17 protein-coding genes are annotated in these 19,354 nt (G+C 58.2%); 12 read left to right on the top strand and 5 right to left on the bottom strand.

The window, feature by feature from the left end:
* Positions 1-186 precede the first annotated feature (186 nt).
* From B0E33_RS27800 to B0E33_RS27745, 12 genes are all read left to right on the top strand, one after another.
* Entirely contained in the window at positions 187-438 is a 252-nt protein-coding gene (locus B0E33_RS27800; protein WP_152506738.1) for a hypothetical protein, read from the top strand.
* Positions 439-579: 141 nt separating this feature from the next.
* Complete coding sequence (locus tag B0E33_RS27795; RefSeq protein WP_077293008.1) at positions 580-1,815, top strand: GGDEF domain-containing protein; 1,236 nt, start codon at positions 580-582, stop codon at positions 1,813-1,815.
* A gap of 342 nt (positions 1,816-2,157) precedes the next feature.
* Positions 2,158-3,375 (top strand): LL-diaminopimelate aminotransferase, encoded by a 1,218-nt coding sequence (locus B0E33_RS27790; RefSeq protein ID WP_022999411.1) that lies wholly within the window; start codon positions 2,158-2,160, stop codon positions 3,373-3,375.
* Between the two features lie 22 nt (positions 3,376-3,397).
* On the top strand, positions 3,398-4,720 hold the full coding sequence (locus tag B0E33_RS27785; RefSeq protein ID WP_077293007.1) for a homoserine dehydrogenase: 1,323 nt from the start codon (positions 3,398-3,400) through the stop codon (positions 4,718-4,720).
* A 51-nt stretch (positions 4,721-4,771) separates the two neighbouring features.
* Positions 4,772-5,767, top strand: coding sequence for a class II fructose-bisphosphatase (gene glpX / locus B0E33_RS27780; RefSeq protein ID WP_022999409.1), 996 nt, complete (start codon positions 4,772-4,774; stop codon positions 5,765-5,767).
* Between the two features lie 10 nt (positions 5,768-5,777).
* On the top strand, positions 5,778-7,595 hold the full coding sequence (recJ, locus tag B0E33_RS27775) for a single-stranded-DNA-specific exonuclease RecJ (protein WP_077293005.1): 1,818 nt from the start codon (positions 5,778-5,780) through the stop codon (positions 7,593-7,595).
* 85 nt (positions 7,596-7,680) lie between these two features.
* Positions 7,681-7,872, top strand: coding sequence for a hypothetical protein (locus B0E33_RS27770; protein ID WP_077293004.1), 192 nt, complete (start codon positions 7,681-7,683; stop codon positions 7,870-7,872).
* Between the two features lie 207 nt (positions 7,873-8,079).
* Complete coding sequence (locus B0E33_RS27765) at positions 8,080-8,880, top strand: nitrilase-related carbon-nitrogen hydrolase (protein ID WP_208997725.1); 801 nt, start codon at positions 8,080-8,082, stop codon at positions 8,878-8,880.
* Between the two features lie 113 nt (positions 8,881-8,993).
* Entirely contained in the window at positions 8,994-9,479 is a 486-nt protein-coding gene (locus tag B0E33_RS27760; protein ID WP_022999405.1) for an NUDIX hydrolase, read from the top strand.
* A 32-nt stretch (positions 9,480-9,511) separates the two neighbouring features.
* Positions 9,512-11,020: an inorganic phosphate transporter gene (locus tag B0E33_RS27755; protein WP_062488905.1), complete on the top strand. Its 1,509-nt coding sequence runs from the start codon at positions 9,512-9,514 to the stop codon at positions 11,018-11,020.
* A gap of 121 nt (positions 11,021-11,141) precedes the next feature.
* Positions 11,142-11,627, top strand: coding sequence for an NUDIX hydrolase (locus B0E33_RS27750; protein WP_022999403.1), 486 nt, complete (start codon positions 11,142-11,144; stop codon positions 11,625-11,627).
* Between the two features lie 120 nt (positions 11,628-11,747).
* Positions 11,748-13,238 (top strand): inorganic phosphate transporter, encoded by a 1,491-nt coding sequence (locus B0E33_RS27745; protein WP_055653956.1) that lies wholly within the window; start codon positions 11,748-11,750, stop codon positions 13,236-13,238.
* Between the two features lie 12 nt (positions 13,239-13,250).
* Here B0E33_RS27745 and B0E33_RS27740 read toward each other — a convergent pair whose 3' ends face one another.
* The 5 genes from B0E33_RS27740 to B0E33_RS27720 form a co-directional block, all read right to left on the bottom strand.
* Positions 13,251-13,967, bottom strand: a complete 717-nt coding sequence (locus B0E33_RS27740; protein ID WP_077293002.1) for an endonuclease/exonuclease/phosphatase family protein — start codon at positions 13,965-13,967, stop codon at positions 13,251-13,253.
* A gap of 72 nt (positions 13,968-14,039) precedes the next feature.
* Positions 14,040-15,401: an HD-GYP domain-containing protein gene (locus tag B0E33_RS27735; protein ID WP_077293001.1), complete on the bottom strand. Its 1,362-nt coding sequence runs from the start codon at positions 15,399-15,401 to the stop codon at positions 14,040-14,042.
* 79 nt (positions 15,402-15,480) lie between these two features.
* Positions 15,481-16,056 carry a sarcosine oxidase subunit gamma gene (locus B0E33_RS27730; RefSeq protein ID WP_077293000.1) on the bottom strand — a complete coding sequence of 192 codons (576 nt, stop codon included), beginning with the start codon at positions 16,054-16,056 and terminating at the stop codon, positions 15,481-15,483.
* The gene (locus B0E33_RS27725; protein ID WP_077292999.1) at positions 16,049-19,051 is read right to left on the bottom strand and encodes a sarcosine oxidase subunit alpha family protein; all 3,003 of its coding nucleotides are present in this window, start codon (positions 19,049-19,051) and stop codon (positions 16,049-16,051) included. Before B0E33_RS27725 ends, B0E33_RS27730 begins: the two co-directional genes overlap by 8 nt.
* On the bottom strand, positions 19,048-19,353 hold the full coding sequence (locus B0E33_RS27720; RefSeq protein ID WP_077292998.1) for a sarcosine oxidase subunit delta: 306 nt from the start codon (positions 19,351-19,353) through the stop codon (positions 19,048-19,050). The genes B0E33_RS27725 and B0E33_RS27720 overlap by 4 nt, the downstream gene beginning before the upstream one ends.
* Position 19,354 lies beyond the last annotated feature (1 nt).

The following is a 19,354-nucleotide window of genomic DNA, read 5'->3' as shown; positions in this document are numbered from 1 at the left end:
GCCTGTGAGCCCTTGTTGTTCAATCGCGTTATCTTGTTATTTTTTCGCCGATATTTTGAACTATCGGCTATTTATGACACAAGGTAACGTCTCCGTCGATTGGATTTCAATCCACGTTCAGGCCCTCTGGCTAGTGGAAATTTGTGACGATCGGATGGATGAGGAAACAAAGTGGTGGAGGATCGGTTGAGCTGCATGCGGAACGTGCTGGCACTGGGTGGGTGCCTGCTTCTCGCCTTTGGATTGTCGGCATGCGCCGTCGGGCCAGGGACACCCTTGCTTGATGCGCTGAAAACCGAACCCGGGCAGGGGAGGGGCAACGTCCCGGCGCCGAAAGGCTATGGTGCAATCGTCAATCCCGGCGAGTCTTCCGGCCTCATCAATCCGAAGGAGAGGCAAGAGACGCAGGCCTATCTGGAAACACTTGCGTCTGAGTGACGCAGGGGACGATGCCCAATACATATGCGGATGATGTGAGGTGGCTAAAGAAGATAAAATATTGATAAATATACGGATTAAATCTTTCCTTTACGACTGGCGGTCTAGGCTGCAAGCCTTGATCGCAAGGCCTTTGTTTTCATGACGCTCGATACACCGACACTGTTTACCTGCATTATGATTGCCGAGTTTGCCGGTAGCGTCATCCTGTTCCTTTTTTACATGTTCTGGCCAGGGCGGAGCGTTGCCTGTTCGAGAAGCCTCGCCCTGTGGTCTGCAGGAATGTTTCTGGCGGCTTGCGGGACGGTTCTCCTTGCATTTCGCGGAACAATTCCGGACCTTTTCAGTATCGTTGCCGCTAATTTCCTGGTCATTCTCGGGACCGGCCTGAGGCGAAGCGGCTTCGCCGTGTTCCTGGGCCGCAGCGGTCATGTCTGGGTGTTCGCAACGATAGCGTTTGCCTGGCTCGTTCTATGCCAGTTTCCCGAATTTCAGGACAACTTCCTCACCCGGGTGAATTATGTTCAGTCGGTGCTGATCCTGAGTGGTCTCTGGGTCGTGTGGATGGCGTTCTTCGAAAATCGGGAGAAACTCTATTCAGCCCGTATGCTTGGCATGACAACGCTGGTCGAAACCGCGGGCTTCATGTGGTTTACCTTTCACCAGAACATACTGCTCTTCCCGTCCTTCCAGTCGACTTTCACGGAAGGGTTCATGAGCACCTACCTGATCACCGTTCTGTTTTCGATCATCATGACGATCGTCCTGCCGGCTTCCATGGTCATCGAACGATCCTTGCACGGTTTCAGGGAGCAGGCTCTTCAGGACGACCTGACAGCTCTGCCGAACCGACGGGCGTTTCTCAACGATGCTGAGGACTGGATCGCTTCTAACTCCTCTCCAAAGGGCCTTTACAGCCTCATCCTGTTTGACATGGACCAGTTCAAATCGGTGAACGAGCGTTTCGGTCAGGCGATGGGAGATGCGCTCCTGCAGCTTTTCGCGCGCATCTTGAAGGATACGCTGGTCGAAAACGCCATTTCAGGGCGTGTGGGCGGTGCCGGATTCGCTGTGTTTCTGCCGGAGGGCAACAAGGAACTCGCCCATTTGACCGCCCAGAGAATTTGCAGGCGTTTCGGGTTGGAATGTCAGGAAGCGTCTGGCGGCCGGCTGATGGTGACCGCGAGCGTCGGTCTGGTCAGTGCCAGCGTTTCGACTCCGCTGGAGCGTGCGATGGAAGCTGCCGAAGGTGGCCTGCACAGGGCAAAGAAACAGGGCCGCGCACAAATCGTCACGATGGATCTTGCGCCCAATGGCCGGCTTATCAAGGACGCAAAAAGGACCGGTTTTTCCGTGCTTCGGAAAAAGGCGGCCTGATCTCCTACTCTCTTTGATTGTCGCGACGCGCCGGGCACAGTGGAGTGAGGGATCAGGCTCCGGAAGGCGGTCCGCTTACTGCTCACTTGCCATTCACTCCTCGCCAGATTTTTGCTCCTGCACACCGCGATTTGTAGGACATTTAAGTCGTTAGTGGAACTCTGGCAGGCGAGGACTACTGCCAAAGCAATCATGTTCTAAAAAACGCTACAAATTTAGTCGGCTAGCGACGCAAAGACGGGTGCGTATTTTTATCCGGACTGCTAAAAGAGCCCCGCTGCGCCGTCGCCGCGCCCGGCAAGGGAGCGCAGATGATACTGTCAACTCGCAAGGATTCGCGTCATGGAGGAATTCCATAAGATCAAGCGGCTGCCGCCGTATGTATTCGAACAGGTGAACCGTTTGAAGGCGAAGGCGCGCGCGGCGGGGGCGGACATTATCGATCTTGGCATGGGCAACCCTGACCTGCCGACGCCGAAGCACATTGTCGACAAGCTGACCGAAGTCGTGCAGGACCCACGCACGCACCGTTATTCCGCATCCAAGGGCATCGGAGGCCTGCGCAAGGCACAAGCGGCTTATTACGGTCGCCGGTTTGGCGTCAAACTGGATCCCGACACCCAGGTGATCGCGACACTCGGCTCCAAGGAAGGCTTCGCCAACATGGCGCAGGCAATCTCCGCACCCGGGGATGTGATTCTGAGCCCCAATCCCAGCTATCCGATTCACACCTTCGGCTTCTTGATGGCTGGCGCCTCGATCCGCAACATTCCGGCGGAACCGGGTCCGGCGTTCTTCGATGCGCTTGAGCGCGCGGTGATCCATTCCGTGCCGAAGCCGATTGCGATCATTCTTTGCTACCCGGCAAACCCGACGTCCTATTGCGCGGATCTAGACTTCTACAAGGATGTGGTCGCATTCGCTCGCAAGCACAACATCTTCATCCTGTCTGACCTGGCTTACTCCGAAATCTATTTCGGTGCGACACCGCCGCCGTCTGTTCTGCAGGTGCCTGGTGCCATGGATGTCACCGTCGAATTCACGTCACTTTCGAAGACCTTCTCCATGCCGGGGTGGCGCATGGGCTTTGCTGTCGGCAACGAGCGGCTGATTGCTGCGTTGTCGCGAGTGAAATCCTATCTCGATTACGGCGCCTTCACACCCATTCAGGTTGCAGCAACCGCGGCCCTGAACGGATCGGATGACTGCATCCGTGAAACCCGCGAAATCTACAAGAAGCGCCGCGATGTGGTGGTCGACAGTTTCGGCAGGGCTGGCTGGGATATTCCGGCACCGGAAGCCAGCATGTTCTGCTGGGCACCGATCCCTGAAAAGTTCCGGGCGCTCGGCAGTCTGGAATACTCCAAGCTGCTACTGGAAAAGGCGGAAGTGGCCGTCGCACCAGGTATCGGTTTCGGTGAACACGGAGACGAATACGTCCGCATCGGACTGGTGGAAAACGAACAAAGACTGCGTCAGGCAGCCAGAAATATCCGCCGCTTCCTTGAAACTGCGGATCAAAAGCTGCACAACGTCATCCCGCTCGGGACCAAAGGTTGATAAGAACTGGACTCATTTCCGTATGGCAGACGCATTGAAGGTAGGCATCGCTGGCCTTGGCACCGTGGGGGCGGCCGTGGTGCAGCTCCTTTCAAAACACGGCGGACAGATTGCAACGAAAACCGGGCAAGCAGTGACCGTGACAGCGGTCAGTGCACGTGATCGGACCCGTGATCGGGGCATCGATGTCTCGGCATTCGAATGGTTCACCGATCCGGTGGAAATGGCCCGGACGGCAGATGTCGATATTTTTGTCGAACTGATCGGCGGCGACAACGGCCCCGCTGAGGAAAGCGTGCGTGCTGCTCTGGCGCGTGGCATTCATGTCGTGACAGCAAACAAGGCGCTGCTTGCGCGCCATGGCGTTGAGCTGGCAGTGCTGGCGGAGGCCAACGACGCCTGCCTCAACTACGAGGCAGCCGTTGCCGGAGGCATTCCAATCGTCAAGACGCTGCGCGAATCCATGGCCAGCAACGACATCAGCCGCATCTACGGTATCCTGAACGGCACCTGCAATTACATCCTGACCCGGATGGAGGCAGAAGGCATCAGCTTTCAGGATTGTCTGTCGGATGCACAGCGCCTCGGCTATGCGGAGGCGGATCCGACCTTCGACATCGAAGGTAACGACACCGCCCACAAACTTGCCATCCTCACCAGTCTTGCCTTTGGCACGGAAATCTCGAGCGACGACATCTACGTCGAGGGCATCACCTCGATTACGACCGCCGATATTCAGGCTGCGGACGAACTCGGCTTTCGCATCAAGCTGCTGGGCGTTGCCCAACGCACTGATACGGGCATCGAGCAACGTGTTCATCCGACCATGGTGCCGAAGTCCTCTGCGATTGCGCGGATCGACGGCGTCCTGAATGCTGTGGCTGTCGACGGTGACTTCGTTGGTGAAATCGTGCTCGTCGGACCGGGTGCCGGCGGCAATGCGACGGCGTCATCCGTCGTGGCCGATCTCGCCGATATTGCCCGGGGCGACGAAACGCCTGTTCTTGGCATGCCCGCTGCAGAGCTTAACAGCTATCAACGTGCCCGCATGCGGCTTCATGAAGGCGGATATTACATCCGCCTGTCCGTATTCGATCGGCCGGGTGCTTTCGCCGAAATCGCCAGATGCATGGGCGATGCCGGCATTTCACTGGAATCGATTGTCCAGAAACGTCATGCAAATAAGGACGTTCCTGTGAAATTTGATGCGGACCTGCCTCAACCTGTCATCCTCATCACGTATGAAACGACTGAAGTGGCAATCAAAGAGGCATTGGACGTGATCATGTCCAAGGGGGTAGTTTCCGAACAGCCTCAGATGATCCGCATTGAAAAACTGAACTGACGAGTGAGTGCCCGCCGAGGCGTCCTGCGGAGGGAGAGACTGGAGATGTTGATGTCCAATACTGATAAACAACCGTCGAGCGGCCTGGACCGTATTCTGACGCTCGAGCTGGCCCGCGTCAGTGAAAGAGCGGCTGTGTCGGCAGCCCGGTTGCGCGGTCACGGCGACGAGATGGCCGCGGACCAGGCGGCAGTGGACGCAATGCGGCGCGAACTGAACCGCCTGCCTATCGACGGTACCGTGGTTATCGGTGAGGGGGAACGCGACGAAGCTCCGATGCTCTACATCGGTGAAAACGTCGGCACGAAGCAGGGGCCGAAAGTCGACATCGCTCTCGACCCGCTGGAAGGCACGACCATCTGCGCCAAGAACCTGCCGAACTCCCTGGCGGTTATCGCATTGGCACCGGCGGGCGATCTTCTGAACGCTCCGGACAGCTATATGGACAAGATTGCCATCGGGCCGGGTTACAAGGCCGGATTGATCGATCTGGACGCACCGATTGCCGAAAATATTGCTGCTGTTGCCAAGGAAAAAGGCGTCAAGGTCAGTGAAGTCACCGCCTGCGTGCTCGACCGTCCGCGCCACGCCCGCCTGATTGAAGAAATCCGGGCGACCGGTGCTGCAATCCGCCTGATCGGAGATGGTGACGTCGCCGGCGTTATTCACACGACCGATCCGGACGAAACCGGCATCGATATCTACGCAGGTATCGGCGGTGCCCCGGAAGGTGTGCTTGCAGCGGCCGCTCTTCGTTGTATCGGTGGCCAGATGCAGTCTCGCCTTGTGATCACGCGCGACGAGCAGGTCGAGCGTGCGCATCGCATGGGCATCGAGGACATCAAGAAGAAGTACACGCTTGAAGAAATGGCCGGGCCGGACGTGCTTTTTGCCGCAACGGGTGTAACCGACGGCAACTTCCTGCAGGGCGTCCGCTTCGGCCGTCATCACATCACCACGCACACCGTTGTCATGCGGTCCTCCACTGGGACGGTGCGCTACATCAAGGCCCAGCACACGGATCTTGAGAAGTTTCATCTGGACTAAGCGCGGCTGAATGCTGGGACAATCCGGGGAAGACGACAGGCGGCTCGTACTTGGGGTCGCCCGTTCCGCAAACGACAACGCCTGGCGCGAGCGCCTGAGCGGCGCTGACCTGCGAACCGCGATGGCGATTTCGCAGGTTCACGGACTGCCGGACGTGCTGGCGCGTGTCATGGCTGCGCGCGGCGTTCAGGCGGACGAGGCAACCGGCTTCCTGGAACCGTCACTCAAGCTGCTGATGCCCGATCCTTCCGGTCTGGTCGATATGGACGCCGCCGTGGCAAGGGTCGCGGATGCGGTCCAGGCTGGTCGAAAGATTGCGATCTTCGGCGACTATGATGTCGACGGGGCGACATCCTCGGCGATATTCGCCAAATACCTGCAGTGGCTCGGCCTTGACCCTGTGATCCATATTCCGGATCGAATCATCGAAGGATACGGACCGAACGGTCCGGCCATCGAACATCTACGCCATGGCGGGGCTAATCTGCTGGTGACGCTCGACTGCGGCAGCACGTCGTTTGAAGCTTTTGAAACTGCCCGGCAACTTGATCTCGACGTCGTGGTCATCGATCACCACCAGGTTGGCGAAACGCTTCCGGCGGTTGAGGCGCTCGTCAACCCGAACCGGCAGGATGATCTGTCGGGGCAGGGGCATCTGGCAGCTGTCGGCGTCACGTTCCTGTTTCTTGTCGGCCTGAACCGCGAGTTGCGACGCCGCGGGGTTTTCCAGGGCAGGCAGGAGCCGGACCTCATGGCGCTGCTCGATCTGGTGGCGCTCGGTACCGTGTGCGACGTCGTTCCCTTGCAGGGCCTGAACAGGGCCTATGTGACACGTGGCCTTGCGGTGATGCACCAACGCCGCAATTACGGGCTGACTGCGCTTGCGGACACTGCGCGCGTGAGCGGAAAGCCGGCGCCTTATCATCTGGGTTTCTTGATAGGCCCGCGGATCAACGCGGGAGGACGTATTGGCGACGCTGCACTGGGCGCGCGCCTTCTGACGACGGAAGACCCGCACGAAGCACGGGCAATCGCCGAGCGGCTGGACCAGCTCAATACCGAACGTCAGTCCATGGAAGCAGTGATGCTGGAACAGGCCGGCGCAGAAGCCGCAATGGCGATCCAGGCACGTGATCCGGCGGTTCTCCTGACCGGTTCCGACGATTGGCATCCCGGGATTGTTGGACTGATTGCCTCTCGGCTCAAGGAAGCTCACCGCAGGCCTTCCTTTGCGGTCGCCTTTGATGAAACCGGCAAGGGGACTGGTTCCGGGCGCTCCATCCCCGGTGTTGACCTTGGCAAGGCCGTTCGCAGAGCGGTTGACGAAGGTTTGCTCGAAAAGGGTGGTGGGCACGCCATGGCGGCAGGGCTCACGGTTCTGCGGGAGAAGACCGCCGACCTGGAAGCGTTTTTCAACGATGTGCTGAAGGACGACGTCGAGGCGGCAAGTGCGAACCGGGAACTGAAGATTGATGCCGCGCTGACGGCAACGGGCGCAAATCTCGATCTTCTGGAGTTGCTGGAAAAGGCGGGGCCCTATGGTGCCGGTCATGCTGAACCGGTGTTTGCCTTTCCCGCCCACCGGATTTCCTTCGCCGATGTGGTCGGTAAGGGACATGTCCGAGCCTCGATCACTTCTGGTGACGGGACTGCGTTAAAGGCAATCTGCTTCAAGGCGGACGACAAACCGCACGGTCAGATGCTTTTGCAGGGCCGGGGACAGTCGCTGCATGTGGCAGGTACGCTGTCAATCGACACCTGGCAGGGGACACCCAAGGTGCAACTGCGCATCCTCGATGTCGCGGATCCGCAGAAAACCCGCCTTTGATGCGGCGCAGGTAAACGTGAATTAACCAAACGCTAAGTCTCCGGGCATAAGGTTTGAACCCACGAAGGAATCGTGAGGATCAGGCATGCGTGCTCAGAATGAGCTTTCGCCCTATTTCGAAGAAATAGACAGGCGTACGGACCGGGCCCTGAAAGGGATTCGGGAAGTCAGACGTTCAGCAAAACTCACCGCCCTGCCGCAAGAGCCGAAAGCAGCCTTTGTCGGAACAGGATTTCTGATGGTTCTGGTAGGATTTCTCGGACTGTTCATCGATTGAACCTTCTGGAAATACCGGACGAGCCACGTTCAGGTGAACGAAAGACAGACAAGGGCTTGAAACGCTCTGCGTGCTGCCTTTAAGTCTTGCGTCTTAGTTATCGAGACGTCGGGCACCATGACAGATTATCCCATTGCACTTTGGTCCTTTAACCTGAGCCGCGCTCCAGCTTCGGTGGCAGCTTTTGCTGCACAGATAGAAGAGGGAATGCAGCGCGCCGCGGGAGAGGGCGCAAAGCTCCTGATGCTTCCTGAATATCTTGTGGAATGCTGCCTGGCGTTCAAACCCGAAGGTCTGCTGCCTGACCAGGAAATGGCGTTCCTGGCGGACGTGGGCACCGACTTGCTCGCGATACTTGCTCCGCTACCTGCCAGGTATGGTGTGTCGCTGTTGGCTGGATCGATGCCTGTTCAGGCGCCTGCGGGTTTCACCAACACAGCCGTTCTGCTGACAGCCGACGGGCGCGAGATCCGTCAGGACAAATTGTGCCTCACACCGTTTGAGCAGGATCCGGAGATCTGGCATCTGGTGCCTGGAGCTGATCTGAAGACGTTCGAGCTCGACGGATTGAAGATGGCGATCCTGATCTGTCTGGATGTCGAAATGCCGGCGCTCAGCAGCCTGCTGGCGAAGCTGGATCTCGATCTTCTGCTAGTGCCTTCAATGACGGAAAAACTCTCCGGCTATCACCGTGTCTTCGGCTGTGCCAAGGCACGTGCGGTTGAGCTCATGTGCGCGGTCGCCGTTTGCGGTCTTGTCGGCACATCAAAGGGCACAACGCAGAACGACACCAACGTTTCCGGGGCGGCGCTGTATCTGCCGTGCGAAGAGGAATTCGGTTTTACAGGTGTTGCCGCAGAGGTAGACGCGACCTCCGGAAGCAATGGAGAAGAACCTTTCCTTGTCGTTTCGGTGCCCCTTAGCGAACTTCGAGACCTGAAGTCCGGCAAAGCGGAAGTTTGGCCGGGAGCCTGGACAGCCGATCACGTTTCCGTTTCGGCGGCCTGAAGCGGACTTGTAATATTTGTAATAAAAATGTGCGCGCACCGAGTGCACTTTTCTCTAGACGTCCCTAAGGGAACTCCCTATACACCTGCTGTTCCAGAACAACAGGTGTGGAGATGGGATTCGCTAAGGCACTGACAGCGCGGGATGCATCGTGGCTGCACGGTATTGCAGGTTTGTTTGTCAAACCGCTCCGTCTGCAGATCGCGGCTCTTTGCGTGCGTCCGGGCGAGGCGGAGCCTGAAATTCTCCTGGTCTCGACCCGCGAGACCGGCCGGTTGATCTTGCCGAAAGGCTGGCCTGAAAAGGACAAGCCTGCATTTGAAACGGCGTTGATCGAAGCCTATGAGGAAGCGGGTATTGTCGGCACGGCCGACCCGCGGGCCATTGGCAGCTTCCGGTCCTACAAGGGCCTTGCGGACGGATTGAAGATCCGTACCAAGGTGATTGTCTTCAAGATCCGTTTTGAAAAACAGTTGAAAGACTTTCCTGAACTCGGGCAACGCAAAAGGGTCTGGCTGCCCTTCTCGAAGGCAATCGAGGCCGCCGAAGAGCCGGCGCTGAGACGGTTTTTGCGGCAGCACAAATCGCAAATCTGTTAGACATTTCCTGAGGGATAGCGAGGCGTGTTCGGGTGCTCACCAACAAGGACCTGAAAAAGAAGGCTCTGGACAAGGATCTCGACAAGATCAGCTTTGTCAGTGAGGCGGCGGAGGCTATGGGCCGGCGTCTTGTCGGACCGGGTCTTGCCCTGGTGTTCCTCGTGATCTGCGCCTGCGTGGCCGCATTCCAGGTGTCTTCCAGCGGTTTTTCCAACATGCTCATCCTTGTGGCCGCCAGTGCAATTGGCGGCTACATGGCGCTCAATATCGGCGCCAACGACGTTGCCAACAATGTCGGTCCTGCCGTGGGCGCGCGCGTCGTCAGCCTCACCGGCGCCTTGCTGATTGCGGCCGTTTGCGAAAGCGCGGGCGCATTGCTTGCCGGAGCGGATGTCGTCTCGACCGTTTCTGGCGATATCTTGAGCCCCAGCGATGTCCGAAACAGTTCGGAATTCATGCTGGCAATGCTGACGGCCATGGCTGCCTCAGCTTTGTGGATCAATTTCGCGACTGTGATCGGCGCACCTGTTTCGACCACCCATTCGATCATAGGCGGTGTTGTCGGCGCCGGGATCGCGGCAAGCGGCTTTGCAGCCATCAACTGGACAACCATTTCGACAATTGCTGCTTCCTGGGTTCTGTCTCCAGTGCTCGGCGGTCTTGTCGGGGCCGGGATCATGGCCTTTATCAATTCAAGGGTCGTCTATACGCCGGACCGGCTGAAAGCTGCCAGATATTGGTTGCCGATACTGCTGGGCCTCATGGGGGCGACCTTCACCGGCTACATTCTGCTGAAAACGTCCGACCGGCTCATCTCTGTTCCTGAATGGCTCGCCATCGTGCTGTCGCTCACCGTCGGCTTCGTTGTCTGGCGGATCTATTGCCGGGTAATCCACGCCCAAACGCTTACGCTGGAAAACAGTGCGCGCGCCTTGCGCAACCTGTTTGCAGTACCGCTTATGGTCGCGGCAGGTTTGCTTTCATTTGCCCATGGTGCCAACGACGTTGCAAACGCCATCGGGCCGCTGGCAGCCATCGTTCTCAGCCAATCGAATGATTTTCCGGATCTCGTATTTTGGTATCTGGGGGCGCTCAATCCCGAAGTGCCGATCTGGGTGAGCGCAGTCGGCGCATGCGGGATTTCCGCCGGCCTTTTGCTGTTCGGCAGACGGCTTGTCACTGTTGTCGGCAAGAAGATCACCAAACTTAGCCCCGTACGTGCCTTTTGCATCACCTTGGCAACCGCCGCGACCGTGCTGACGGCTTCTGGTGCGGGGCTGCCGGTATCGTCCACCCATATCGCGGTTGGTGCGCTGTTCGGCGTGGGTTTTTACCGGGAATGGTATCGCAACAAGTATGTTGCGGAAGGCGGGGTCATGAAACCGCGCAAGATGATGAAAAACAGGGAAGAGCGTCGCAGACGCCTCCTGGTGCGTCGATCCAGCCTGATCACCATCATCGCAGCATGGGTTGTCACTGTTCCCGCCTCTGCCTTGCTGGCCGCCGGCCTTTTTACGGTGCTCAAGCTTGTCCTCTCATGAGAACTCCGATCGAACCTAATAAGTTCGACGGATAACAAGCAGCACACAGTGCGCATTTTCTGGACAAGCCTGAGTTCCGGCCTTATCTTCCGAGTGTCACCAGTATTTCGGAAAGGGCACCATGGCGCAGCTTTATTCAGCAATCGACACCCGGACTTCCTGGTTTCAGAACCTGCTTCTGTTGTTCCGGCGCCCTTCGAGATTGCAGATCGCAGCGTTGTGCCATCGTTTGCGCGACGGGGAGCGGGAAGTTCTGCTGGTGACGACCAAATCCACGCATCGCTGGATTCTTCCCAAAGGCTGGCCGATCATGTCGTTGAAAGCACACCACACCGCAGCGGTAGAGGCTTTCGAAGAGGCAGGCGTTATCGGAAATGCGCAGAAGAAACCCTTTGCCAGCTTTCAGTCGCACAAAGGCGGCGAAGGCGGCTTACAGCTCAGGACGGAAGTTCTTGTGTTCCTTGTCGACGTGGAAAGCACGACAAGCAGTTTTCCCGACAAGGACGAGCGAGATGTCCGGTGGCTTCCGATACAGGAAGCCATGCGGCTTGCCGGCGATCCGGGCCTCGTGAAGGTGCTTCGCAAACTGGAAAATTTACCCAACTAAGAAATTTTGGCCAATGAGGGCCGTTTTGGTTGACCTTTTCGGACGATTGTTTAAGGCAGGCGCCAGATGACGCTTGGCTTGCAAGACTTGCCTTCAAAGGACTTCCCGACTGGAACGCCCATGCCGAATTTGAAAAAGCCGACCCTCGACAAGGATCTCGACAAGCTGAGCTACATGGAAGAGGCCGCCGGGTCTCTTGGACGTGGCTTGATTGCACCGGGTATCGCGCTGGTCTTTATCGTCTTGTGCGCCCTTGGCGCCGGTGCCTCCATGTCGGGAGCACCGGGAACGGTCATCATCGTCGCTGCGGCAGCCATCGGCGCCTATATGGCACTCAATATCGGTGCCAACGATGTTGCCAACAATGTTGGCCCCGCCGTCGGTTCACGGGCCATGACTCTGCTGACGGCGCTGATCATTGCCGCCGTCTTTGAAAGTGCAGGGGCCCTGATCGCAGGTGGGGATGTCGTCAGCACCATCTCCAAGGGCATCATTGATCCCGCTTCGGTAGCCGATGCCAATGTCTTCATGGCAGCGATGATGGCGGCTCTGGTGTCCTCCGCCCTCTGGATCAACCTTGCCACCTGGATCGGTGCGCCGGTTTCGACAACGCATTCCATCGTTGGCGGCGTCATGGGAGCTGGCATTGCGGCGGCAGGCTTCAGCGCGGTCAATTGGGCGACAATGGGCGGTATCGCAGCAAGCTGGGTCATTTCGCCTTTTCTCGGCGGTCTGGTTGCTGCAGGTTTCCTGGCCTTCATCAAGACTTTCATCATCTATCAGGACGACAAAATCGCCGCTGCCCGCAAATGGGTTCCGGTTCTGATCGGTGTCATGTCGGGAACCTTTGCCAGCTATCTGGCACTCAAGGGCCTGAAGAAGATCGTGCATATCGATATGCCGATGTCATTGTTGCTTGGGGTTGTTGTCGGGCTTGCGGTCTGGGCAATCGTGCGACCGCTGATCAGGCGTCAGTCTGAAGGGCTGGAAAATCGCAACCAGTCTCTCCGCATCCTGTTTTCCGTGCCGCTTGTCTGTTCGGCGGCTCTTCTGTCCTTCGCCCACGGAGCCAACGACGTTGCAAATGCTGTGGGACCACTTGCCGCCATCGTTCACACGGCGGAACTCGGAGACGTCGCAGCCAAGGTGAGCATTCCGCTCTGGGTCATGGCAGTCGGTGCCTTCGGCATTTCATTCGGTCTTTTGTTGTTCGGCCCGCGCCTGATCGAAATGGTCGGCCAACAGATTACTAAGCTCAACCCGATGCGGGCCTACTGCGTTTCGCTGTCAGCTGCCATCACAGTGATTGTTGCCTCGGGTTTCGGATTGCCCGTGAGTTCCACGCACATCGCCGTGGGAGCTGTCTTCGGTGTTGGGTTCTTCCGGGAGTGGTATACGGAACGTTCAAAGCGCCGCCTGGATTTCGTGAACCAGAAACAAGGCAATGGCAACGTGGTGCGACCTGTCCGCAATCGCGAGGAGCAGGCACGCCGTCACTTGGTACGCCGGGCGCATTTCATGACCATCGTCGCCGCCTGGGTCGTCACCGTTCCGGCTGCTGCCGTCCTGTCCGCCGGGCTTTACTTCGTCATGGTCAAGCTGATTGCCTGATAAAGGCGATCTCTAACCGGGTAGATGTCCGGCTGGCTCCAGGGTGAGGTTGGCCCAGACCGGCAAATGGTCCGAAGCAACGCGTGCTGTCTTCGATTTATGGACGCCAGCCTGCCTGACGATGAATTCCGGGCTGGTTATGATCCGGTCCAGGCTGCCGACGGGAAGGGGACTGGGAAAGCTCCGTCCCGGCGTCGTCACCTCATAGCGTTCTTCAAACAGCTTGATGCTGCCTGCCGTGTCTCGCCATTCGTTCAGGTCTCCGATCAGCACTGTCGGCAGATAATCCAGATGCTCGTGCAGCTGATGCATCAGCGAGGTTATCTGCTTTTTTCGAAAGTGACCGATCAGGCTCAGGTGCATGGCTGCCACACGGATTTTTTCACCGGCAACTTCAAGGTCGACAGCAACCGCACCACGTGGTTCCAGCGTCGGCAGATCTAGTCGGCGATGGTCGAGAATGCCGATGGAGTTTCGAACAAGAATAGCGTTGCCGTGCCAGCCCAGGCTCTTGTCGCCCGTCGCGAACGGGACGGGGCGGTAATCCGTTTCCTGAAGAATCGTGTCTCTGTCGAGGGTGCTTTCCCGTGGTCCGAAGCGCTTGTCTGCTTCCTGCAAGGCCAGGATGTCGCAGTCCAGTTCTTGGATTACCTTGAGCGTCCGGTCAGGCCGCCTGCGCGCATCGACGCCTATTGATTTTTGTATGTTGTAAGAACCGATTTTCAGCATGGGCGCAGAGTGAAGGCCTCACGTTAAAAGTTGCAAGGGGAATAGGTTGATTTGGTCGCCTTTGCGACCAATTTAGGCAGCCTTGGTCTGCTCCATGCGCTCCGTCGCCCGTTTGAGCGCAGCAAGGCATTTTGCATCCAGGGCTGTGCCGGCTTCGCTTTCCATGATGCCGAGTGCCTTGGGCAACGGCATCGGTCCACGATAAGGCCGTTCTGCGGTCAATGCGTCGAAAATATCCGCCGTCGTGACGATGCGCGTTTCCATCGAAATCCTGCTTGTGGTCAGCCCGTCCGGATATCCGCGGCCGTCCAGTTTTTCATGATGCCCCCTCGCGATCGGCGACAGGTCCTTGAACGTATCGATCCTGGAGAGGATCTCGTCGGAGTAAACGGGATGCATGCGGATTTGTTCCCACTCCAGGTCGTCGAGCTTTCCGGGTTTGTCGAGGACAGAGTTGCTGACGCCGAGTTTGCCGATGTCGTGCAGGAGAGCCGCCCGTCTCAGCAGCTGCCGGTCACGCATTCCGTAACCCAACTCTTCTGCGATCATGTCGGTGTAAAGCGTTACCCGCTCGCTGTGTCCGGCGGTGTAGGGACTTTTGGAATCGATCACCAACGCAAAGCCGTGGGCTATGTCGTCGAGCTGCTCCTCATCTGCAAAACGAATGTTCTGCGCTGGCTCGAGGCCGTAGACGATCTTGTCGAGGTTGTCCGACTTCAAGGTGTTCCAGAACTGGGGACTACTTGCGACGGTTTCTGCTGCAGCCACTAAGGCGGGGTCGAACCAGCTGCCAGCCCGTTCCTTCAATTCCTGCAAGGCCCCCTGTACGCCTGCATTGATCTGAAAGACATCCATGACCTGTGCCAGCAAGGCGATCTGGGAAAATACCGGGATGGTGGAGCCCACGATGCCGTGAGGCCGTCCTTTGCCGTCCCAATGTTCATCCAGACTGTAAATTCCGGATACGACAGTTTCCGAGAAATGCATCTGGCGGGCAATGTCGCCGCCGCGTGTGCAGCGTGTTTCGATCATCTCGTTGGCAATGTCGCCGCCATTTTGAAGAATATTGACGATGGCGCGCACACGTTCTGCAAAGCCGTGCTTCAACCCGGTGTGGGAAAGCACGAAACGCAGGGCCGCAGGCAGACTGTCGCTGATCGTCTTGAAGTCGTGTTTGAAGGTCAGGTCGTCGGTGAGATAAAGCTCGCAGATCCTCGCTGCATTGCTTGAACAGCCAAGGTCCTTCAAAAGCAGCGTGTAATAGAGATCGCTGAGTTGCGCTTCAGTCAGCCCGACTTGCCGTCCGATATGAATGCCGATCCAGCAACAGCGAACGCAGTGACCACGCGGCTGGCCTTCCGTGATGTCCAAAGCGTGACTGAGTGCGCCGAGCAGCTCCGCCAGCCGGAGTTTTCTGGAAACCTGTTCGGACATAAGAGCGAGCCTCGCGCAACGATGTGTTCCGCGAGGCTCGCAAAGTTTCGTTAAAATCAGGTGTTTTCACCGACCCCGGTCAGGCTGCTTCCAGCTCTGTAGCCGATTGGACAAGCAGACCTGCCACGTAGTCCATGAAGGAAACCCAGGCTTCCACCACAAATGTGTCCGCACCTGTCCGCCAGATCATCACCGGAGACTTGTGAAACAGGGTCCTTGTCACTGTGCCGACCGGAAAGACCTCAAGCGAGAAATCGATGAAGACCCCGGTGTTGAGCAACCAGGCAGCCTTGTCGCCACTGACGATGATCGCTTCCGAACGGTCGGAGATATCAACCAGGGCGTGGGGATGCGTTGAGAGTTTTTCCTCGATGCCGTCGAACACCGCCCTGAGGTCTTCTTCAGGTGCAAGCAATGTCCACTCGTCCGGCCCCATCCAGAGCGCTGCCCGCTTGGCGGAAGTGGAGTTCGACAAGGGAGAAAGCGGCAGTGAGGCGCCAAATGCCGAGCCTGCTTCCTTTTGCGCAGCTTCACGGCAACGCAGGGAAAGTCGCGTCATGGGCGCAGCTTTCAGGATGGAGACCGACGGTAGGCTCAGAAGCGGTGTTTCACCTGCGTCCGGCGTGATCAGATCGTTTGCCAGAAGTTCAGACATTGATCCGTGCTCCTTCCTTGTCATAGAACACCGTGCTCGTGACCTCGACCGGAATGCTTCCGGTCGGCATCGGCACATAGAGCGTTTTGCCTTCCAGTGCGTGCCCGTTCTTCACGATCGCGAGGGCAATCGTACGGTCGAGCGCCGGACTGTAGTAGGACGAGGTGACATGACCTTCCGCAGGCGTGCCGGTGGCGGGGTTCTCGGCTGTCGTGATCTGGGCACCTTCTTCCAGCTTCACTTTCGGGTCCTTCGTCAGAAGGCCCACGAATTGCTTCCGACCTTCTGCAACAAGGTCAGTACGGGCCAGGCCACGCTTGCCGACGAAGTCGAACTTGTTCTTGCCGATCGCCCAGCTCATGCCGGCATCCTGCGGGGTAACCGTACCGTCCGTGTCCTGACCGACAATGATGTAACCCTTCTCGGCGCGCAGAACGTGCATGGATTCCGTTCCGTATACGGTGCCGTTGTGCTTCTCGATTTCCTTGGCGAGCGTTTCCCACATCATCTTGCCATGACGGCGGGGAACGTTGATTTCGAAGCCGAGTTCACCGGTGAAGGAAATCCGGAAAAGCCGGCAGGGAACGCCGCAGAAGGTCGCTTCCTTGACGCTCATGTGCGGGAAGGCATCGGCGGAGAGATCGACACCTTCGATAAAGGGCGCAATTACCTCCCGAGCCTTCGGCCCCTGAACCGCGGCGACCGCAAACTGTTCGGTGGTCGACGTGATCCAGACATCGAGATCCGGCCATTCTGTTTGCAGGTAGTCTTCCATGGTCGCAAACACACTCGGCGCGCCGCCGGTCGTGGTGGTTACATGGAAACGGTCTTCCGCAAGGCGTCCGATAACACCATCGTCGGTGATGAAACCGGCGTCATTGAGCAGCAGGCCATAGCGGCAGCGGCCGGGCGCCAGCTTCTTCCACGGGTTGGTGTACATCCGCTCCAGGAATTCGGCCGCATCCGGTCCGACAATTTCGATCTTGCCGAGCGTGGAGGCATCGAACAGCCCGACACTTTCGCGGACGGTTTTGCATTCGCGAGCAACCGCCGCATGCATGTCTTCACCGTTCTTCGGGAAGTACCAAGTGCGCTTCCACTGGCCAACGTCCTCATAGACGCCGCCGTTCTCCACCACCCAGTCATGGGAAGGTGTCTTGCGAACCGGGTCGAAGAAGTCGCCACGCGATACACCGGCAAAGAGACCGAATGTCGTTGGAGTGTAGGGCTGGCGGAATGTGGTGAGCCCGACATCCGTTACCGGCTTCTGCAAGGCCCCTGACGCGATCTCCAGGGCGTTCATGTTCGAAAGACGACCCTGGTCGGTGGCCATGCCGGTGGTGGTGTAGCGCTTGATATGCTCGATGGACTGCATGCCTTCGCGCACGGCCAGCTTGACGTCCTTGGCGGTAACGTCGTTCTGATAATCGACGAATGCCTTGACCCGTGAAGCGTTCCGATCGTGGGGCAGGGCGCCGAGGATACCGCCTGTTCCGGCTTCTCCACCTGTTGCCGTGACATAGGTCACCTTGGCGGACTTGCCGGTTGCGGCCCTGGCTGCTTCTTCACCGGCCGCATAGCCGTCGTGAAGCGTTGCCTGCAGGCCGTAAAGGCCTTTGGAGCCGCCTGCCGAACGTTCCTTCTGAACGGAAATACCGGGAACATAGGCCCCCTTGTCCGCGTCCCAGACGACCTTGCCGCGGGACTGGGAATACAAGCTGACGGTCGGAGTCCAGCCGCCGGACATCAAAAGCGCGTCGCACGCAATCTGGCCACCGGAGGCAACCTGTCCCGATGTCATCATCCGGCCGAGCAAGGCGCCTTTGACACGCTTGCGACCGAGAGTTCCTGTTACAACGCATCCTGCCTCGACACGAATGCCCCTGGCTTCAGCGATTGCAACCAGGCTTTCAGGCGGCGTTTCGCGCATGTCCACGATGGCGGCAACGTCGACACCATGGTCCGCAAGGTCGAATGCCGCTTGCCACGCACTGTCGCAGGCCGTCGCCACCAAAACCTTGTGGCCGACTTTGACGCCATAGCGGTTGAGGTAGGTTCTTCCAGCTTCCGCAAGCAGAATGCCCGGTCGGTCATTCTCCGGAAACACCATCGGACGTTCTATCGCACCGGCTGCAATCACCACTTCCTTGGCGCGCACCTGCCACAGTCGTTCACGCGGCAGTTTGGGATCCGGGTTGGGCAAATGTTCGGTGATGCGCTCTGCCAGCGAAATGAAGTTATGCGCAAAATAACCGAAGGCCGTTGTGCGCGGCAGGAGTGTGACATTGTCCATCGCGGCAAGCTTGGCGATGGTTTCCGAAACGAACTCCGCAGGATCCTTTCCGTCGATGCTTGCGCTGACTTCAGAAAGCAGCGAACCGCCGAATTCAGCCTGCTCGTCGACCAGCATCACCTTGGCACCGGTCTCTGCCGCAGCCAGAGCCGCTGCAAGTCCGGTTGGTCCGGAGCCGACGACAAGAACGTCGCAGTGGGCGTAGATGTTGCCGTAGAAGTCGTGATCCGGGTTTTTCGGCGGTTTGCCGAGACCGGCCGCAGAACGGATGATCGGCTCGTAGACCTTGTCCCAGAAGGCATGCGGCCACATGAAGGTCTTGTAGTAGAACCCGGCCGGAAACAGCGGCGAAAGCAGATCGTTCACGGCGCCGATGTCAAACCCGAGCGAGGGAAAACGGTTCTGTGAAACGGCTTCAAGGCCCTGATAAAGCTCAACCTGTGTAGCGCGCAGGTTCGGCGTCTGATCGCCGTTGCGGTAAACCCCGACCAGCGCGTTCGGTTCTTCCGAACCGGCAGTCAGAATGCCGCGCGGACGGTGATACTTGAACGAACGACCGACCAGGTGAACACCATTGGCAAGCAGCGCAGAGGCAAGGGTATCGCCCTTGTGGCCTTGCATTTCCTCGCCGTCAAAGGTGAAGGTGAGTTGCTCGGCGCGGTCGATCCGGCCGCCTTTTTCAGTACGGAATGGCTGGCTCATTTGCCGGCCTCCTTGGCAATCGCTTCAAGATCCGGTTTCGGTTCGCCGGTCTTGTAGATTTTCAGGAACTTGTCGCTGACGGTATCGCGGACAGCGTTGAAGAACCGTCCGCAGCCGTGAATATGGCGCCAGCGCTCGGCGGCTACACCCTTGGTATTGTCGCGCATGTACAAAAACTCCACCCAGTCCTCGTCCGTGGCCTGGCTCGGATCGGCCGGTCGCGCGATATGGGCTTCACCGCGGCAGGCAAATTCCGTTTCTGCACGCTCGACCTGGCAGTAGGGGCAATAAATCAGCAGCATT

The sequence above is a fragment of the Roseibium algicola genome, assembly GCF_001999245.1.
In the GTDB taxonomy this organism is placed as follows: Bacteria; Pseudomonadota; Alphaproteobacteria; order Rhizobiales; family Stappiaceae; genus Roseibium; species Roseibium algicola.
This window is presented reverse-complemented; position numbering and strand designations above follow the sequence as displayed.

What these genes read in the sequence shown, in the direction of transcription:
- B0E33_RS27795 (WP_077293008.1), top strand. Translation starts at nt 580, where the DNA reads ATGACGCTCGATACACCGACACTGTTTACCTGCATTATGATTGCCGAG.
- B0E33_RS27790 (WP_022999411.1), top strand. Translation starts at nt 2,158, where the DNA reads ATGGAGGAATTCCATAAGATCAAGCGGCTGCCGCCGTATGTATTCGAA.
- B0E33_RS27785 (WP_077293007.1), top strand. Translation starts at nt 3,398, where the DNA reads ATGGCAGACGCATTGAAGGTAGGCATCGCTGGCCTTGGCACCGTGGGG.
- glpX (WP_022999409.1), top strand. Translation starts at nt 4,772, where the DNA reads ATGTCCAATACTGATAAACAACCGTCGAGCGGCCTGGACCGTATTCTG.
- recJ (WP_077293005.1), top strand. Translation starts at nt 5,778, where the DNA reads ATGCTGGGACAATCCGGGGAAGACGACAGGCGGCTCGTACTTGGGGTC.
- B0E33_RS27770 (WP_077293004.1), top strand. Translation starts at nt 7,681, where the DNA reads ATGCGTGCTCAGAATGAGCTTTCGCCCTATTTCGAAGAAATAGACAGG.
- B0E33_RS27765 (WP_208997725.1), top strand. Translation starts at nt 8,080, where the DNA reads ATGCAGCGCGCCGCGGGAGAGGGCGCAAAGCTCCTGATGCTTCCTGAA.
- B0E33_RS27760 (WP_022999405.1), top strand. Translation starts at nt 8,994, where the DNA reads ATGGGATTCGCTAAGGCACTGACAGCGCGGGATGCATCGTGGCTGCAC.
- B0E33_RS27750 (WP_022999403.1), top strand. Translation starts at nt 11,142, where the DNA reads ATGGCGCAGCTTTATTCAGCAATCGACACCCGGACTTCCTGGTTTCAG.
- B0E33_RS27745 (WP_055653956.1), top strand. Translation starts at nt 11,748, where the DNA reads ATGCCGAATTTGAAAAAGCCGACCCTCGACAAGGATCTCGACAAGCTG.
- B0E33_RS27740 (WP_077293002.1), bottom strand. Translation starts at nt 13,967, where the DNA reads ATGCTGAAAATCGGTTCTTACAACATACAAAAATCAATAGGCGTCGAT.
- B0E33_RS27735 (WP_077293001.1), bottom strand. Translation starts at nt 15,401, where the DNA reads ATGTCCGAACAGGTTTCCAGAAAACTCCGGCTGGCGGAGCTGCTCGGC.
- B0E33_RS27730 (WP_077293000.1), bottom strand. Translation starts at nt 16,056, where the DNA reads ATGTCTGAACTTCTGGCAAACGATCTGATCACGCCGGACGCAGGTGAA.
- B0E33_RS27725 (WP_077292999.1), bottom strand. Translation starts at nt 19,051, where the DNA reads ATGAGCCAGCCATTCCGTACTGAAAAAGGCGGCCGGATCGACCGCGCC.
- B0E33_RS27720 (WP_077292998.1), bottom strand. Translation starts at nt 19,353, where the DNA reads ATGCTGCTGATTTATTGCCCCTACTGCCAGGTCGAGCGTGCAGAAACG.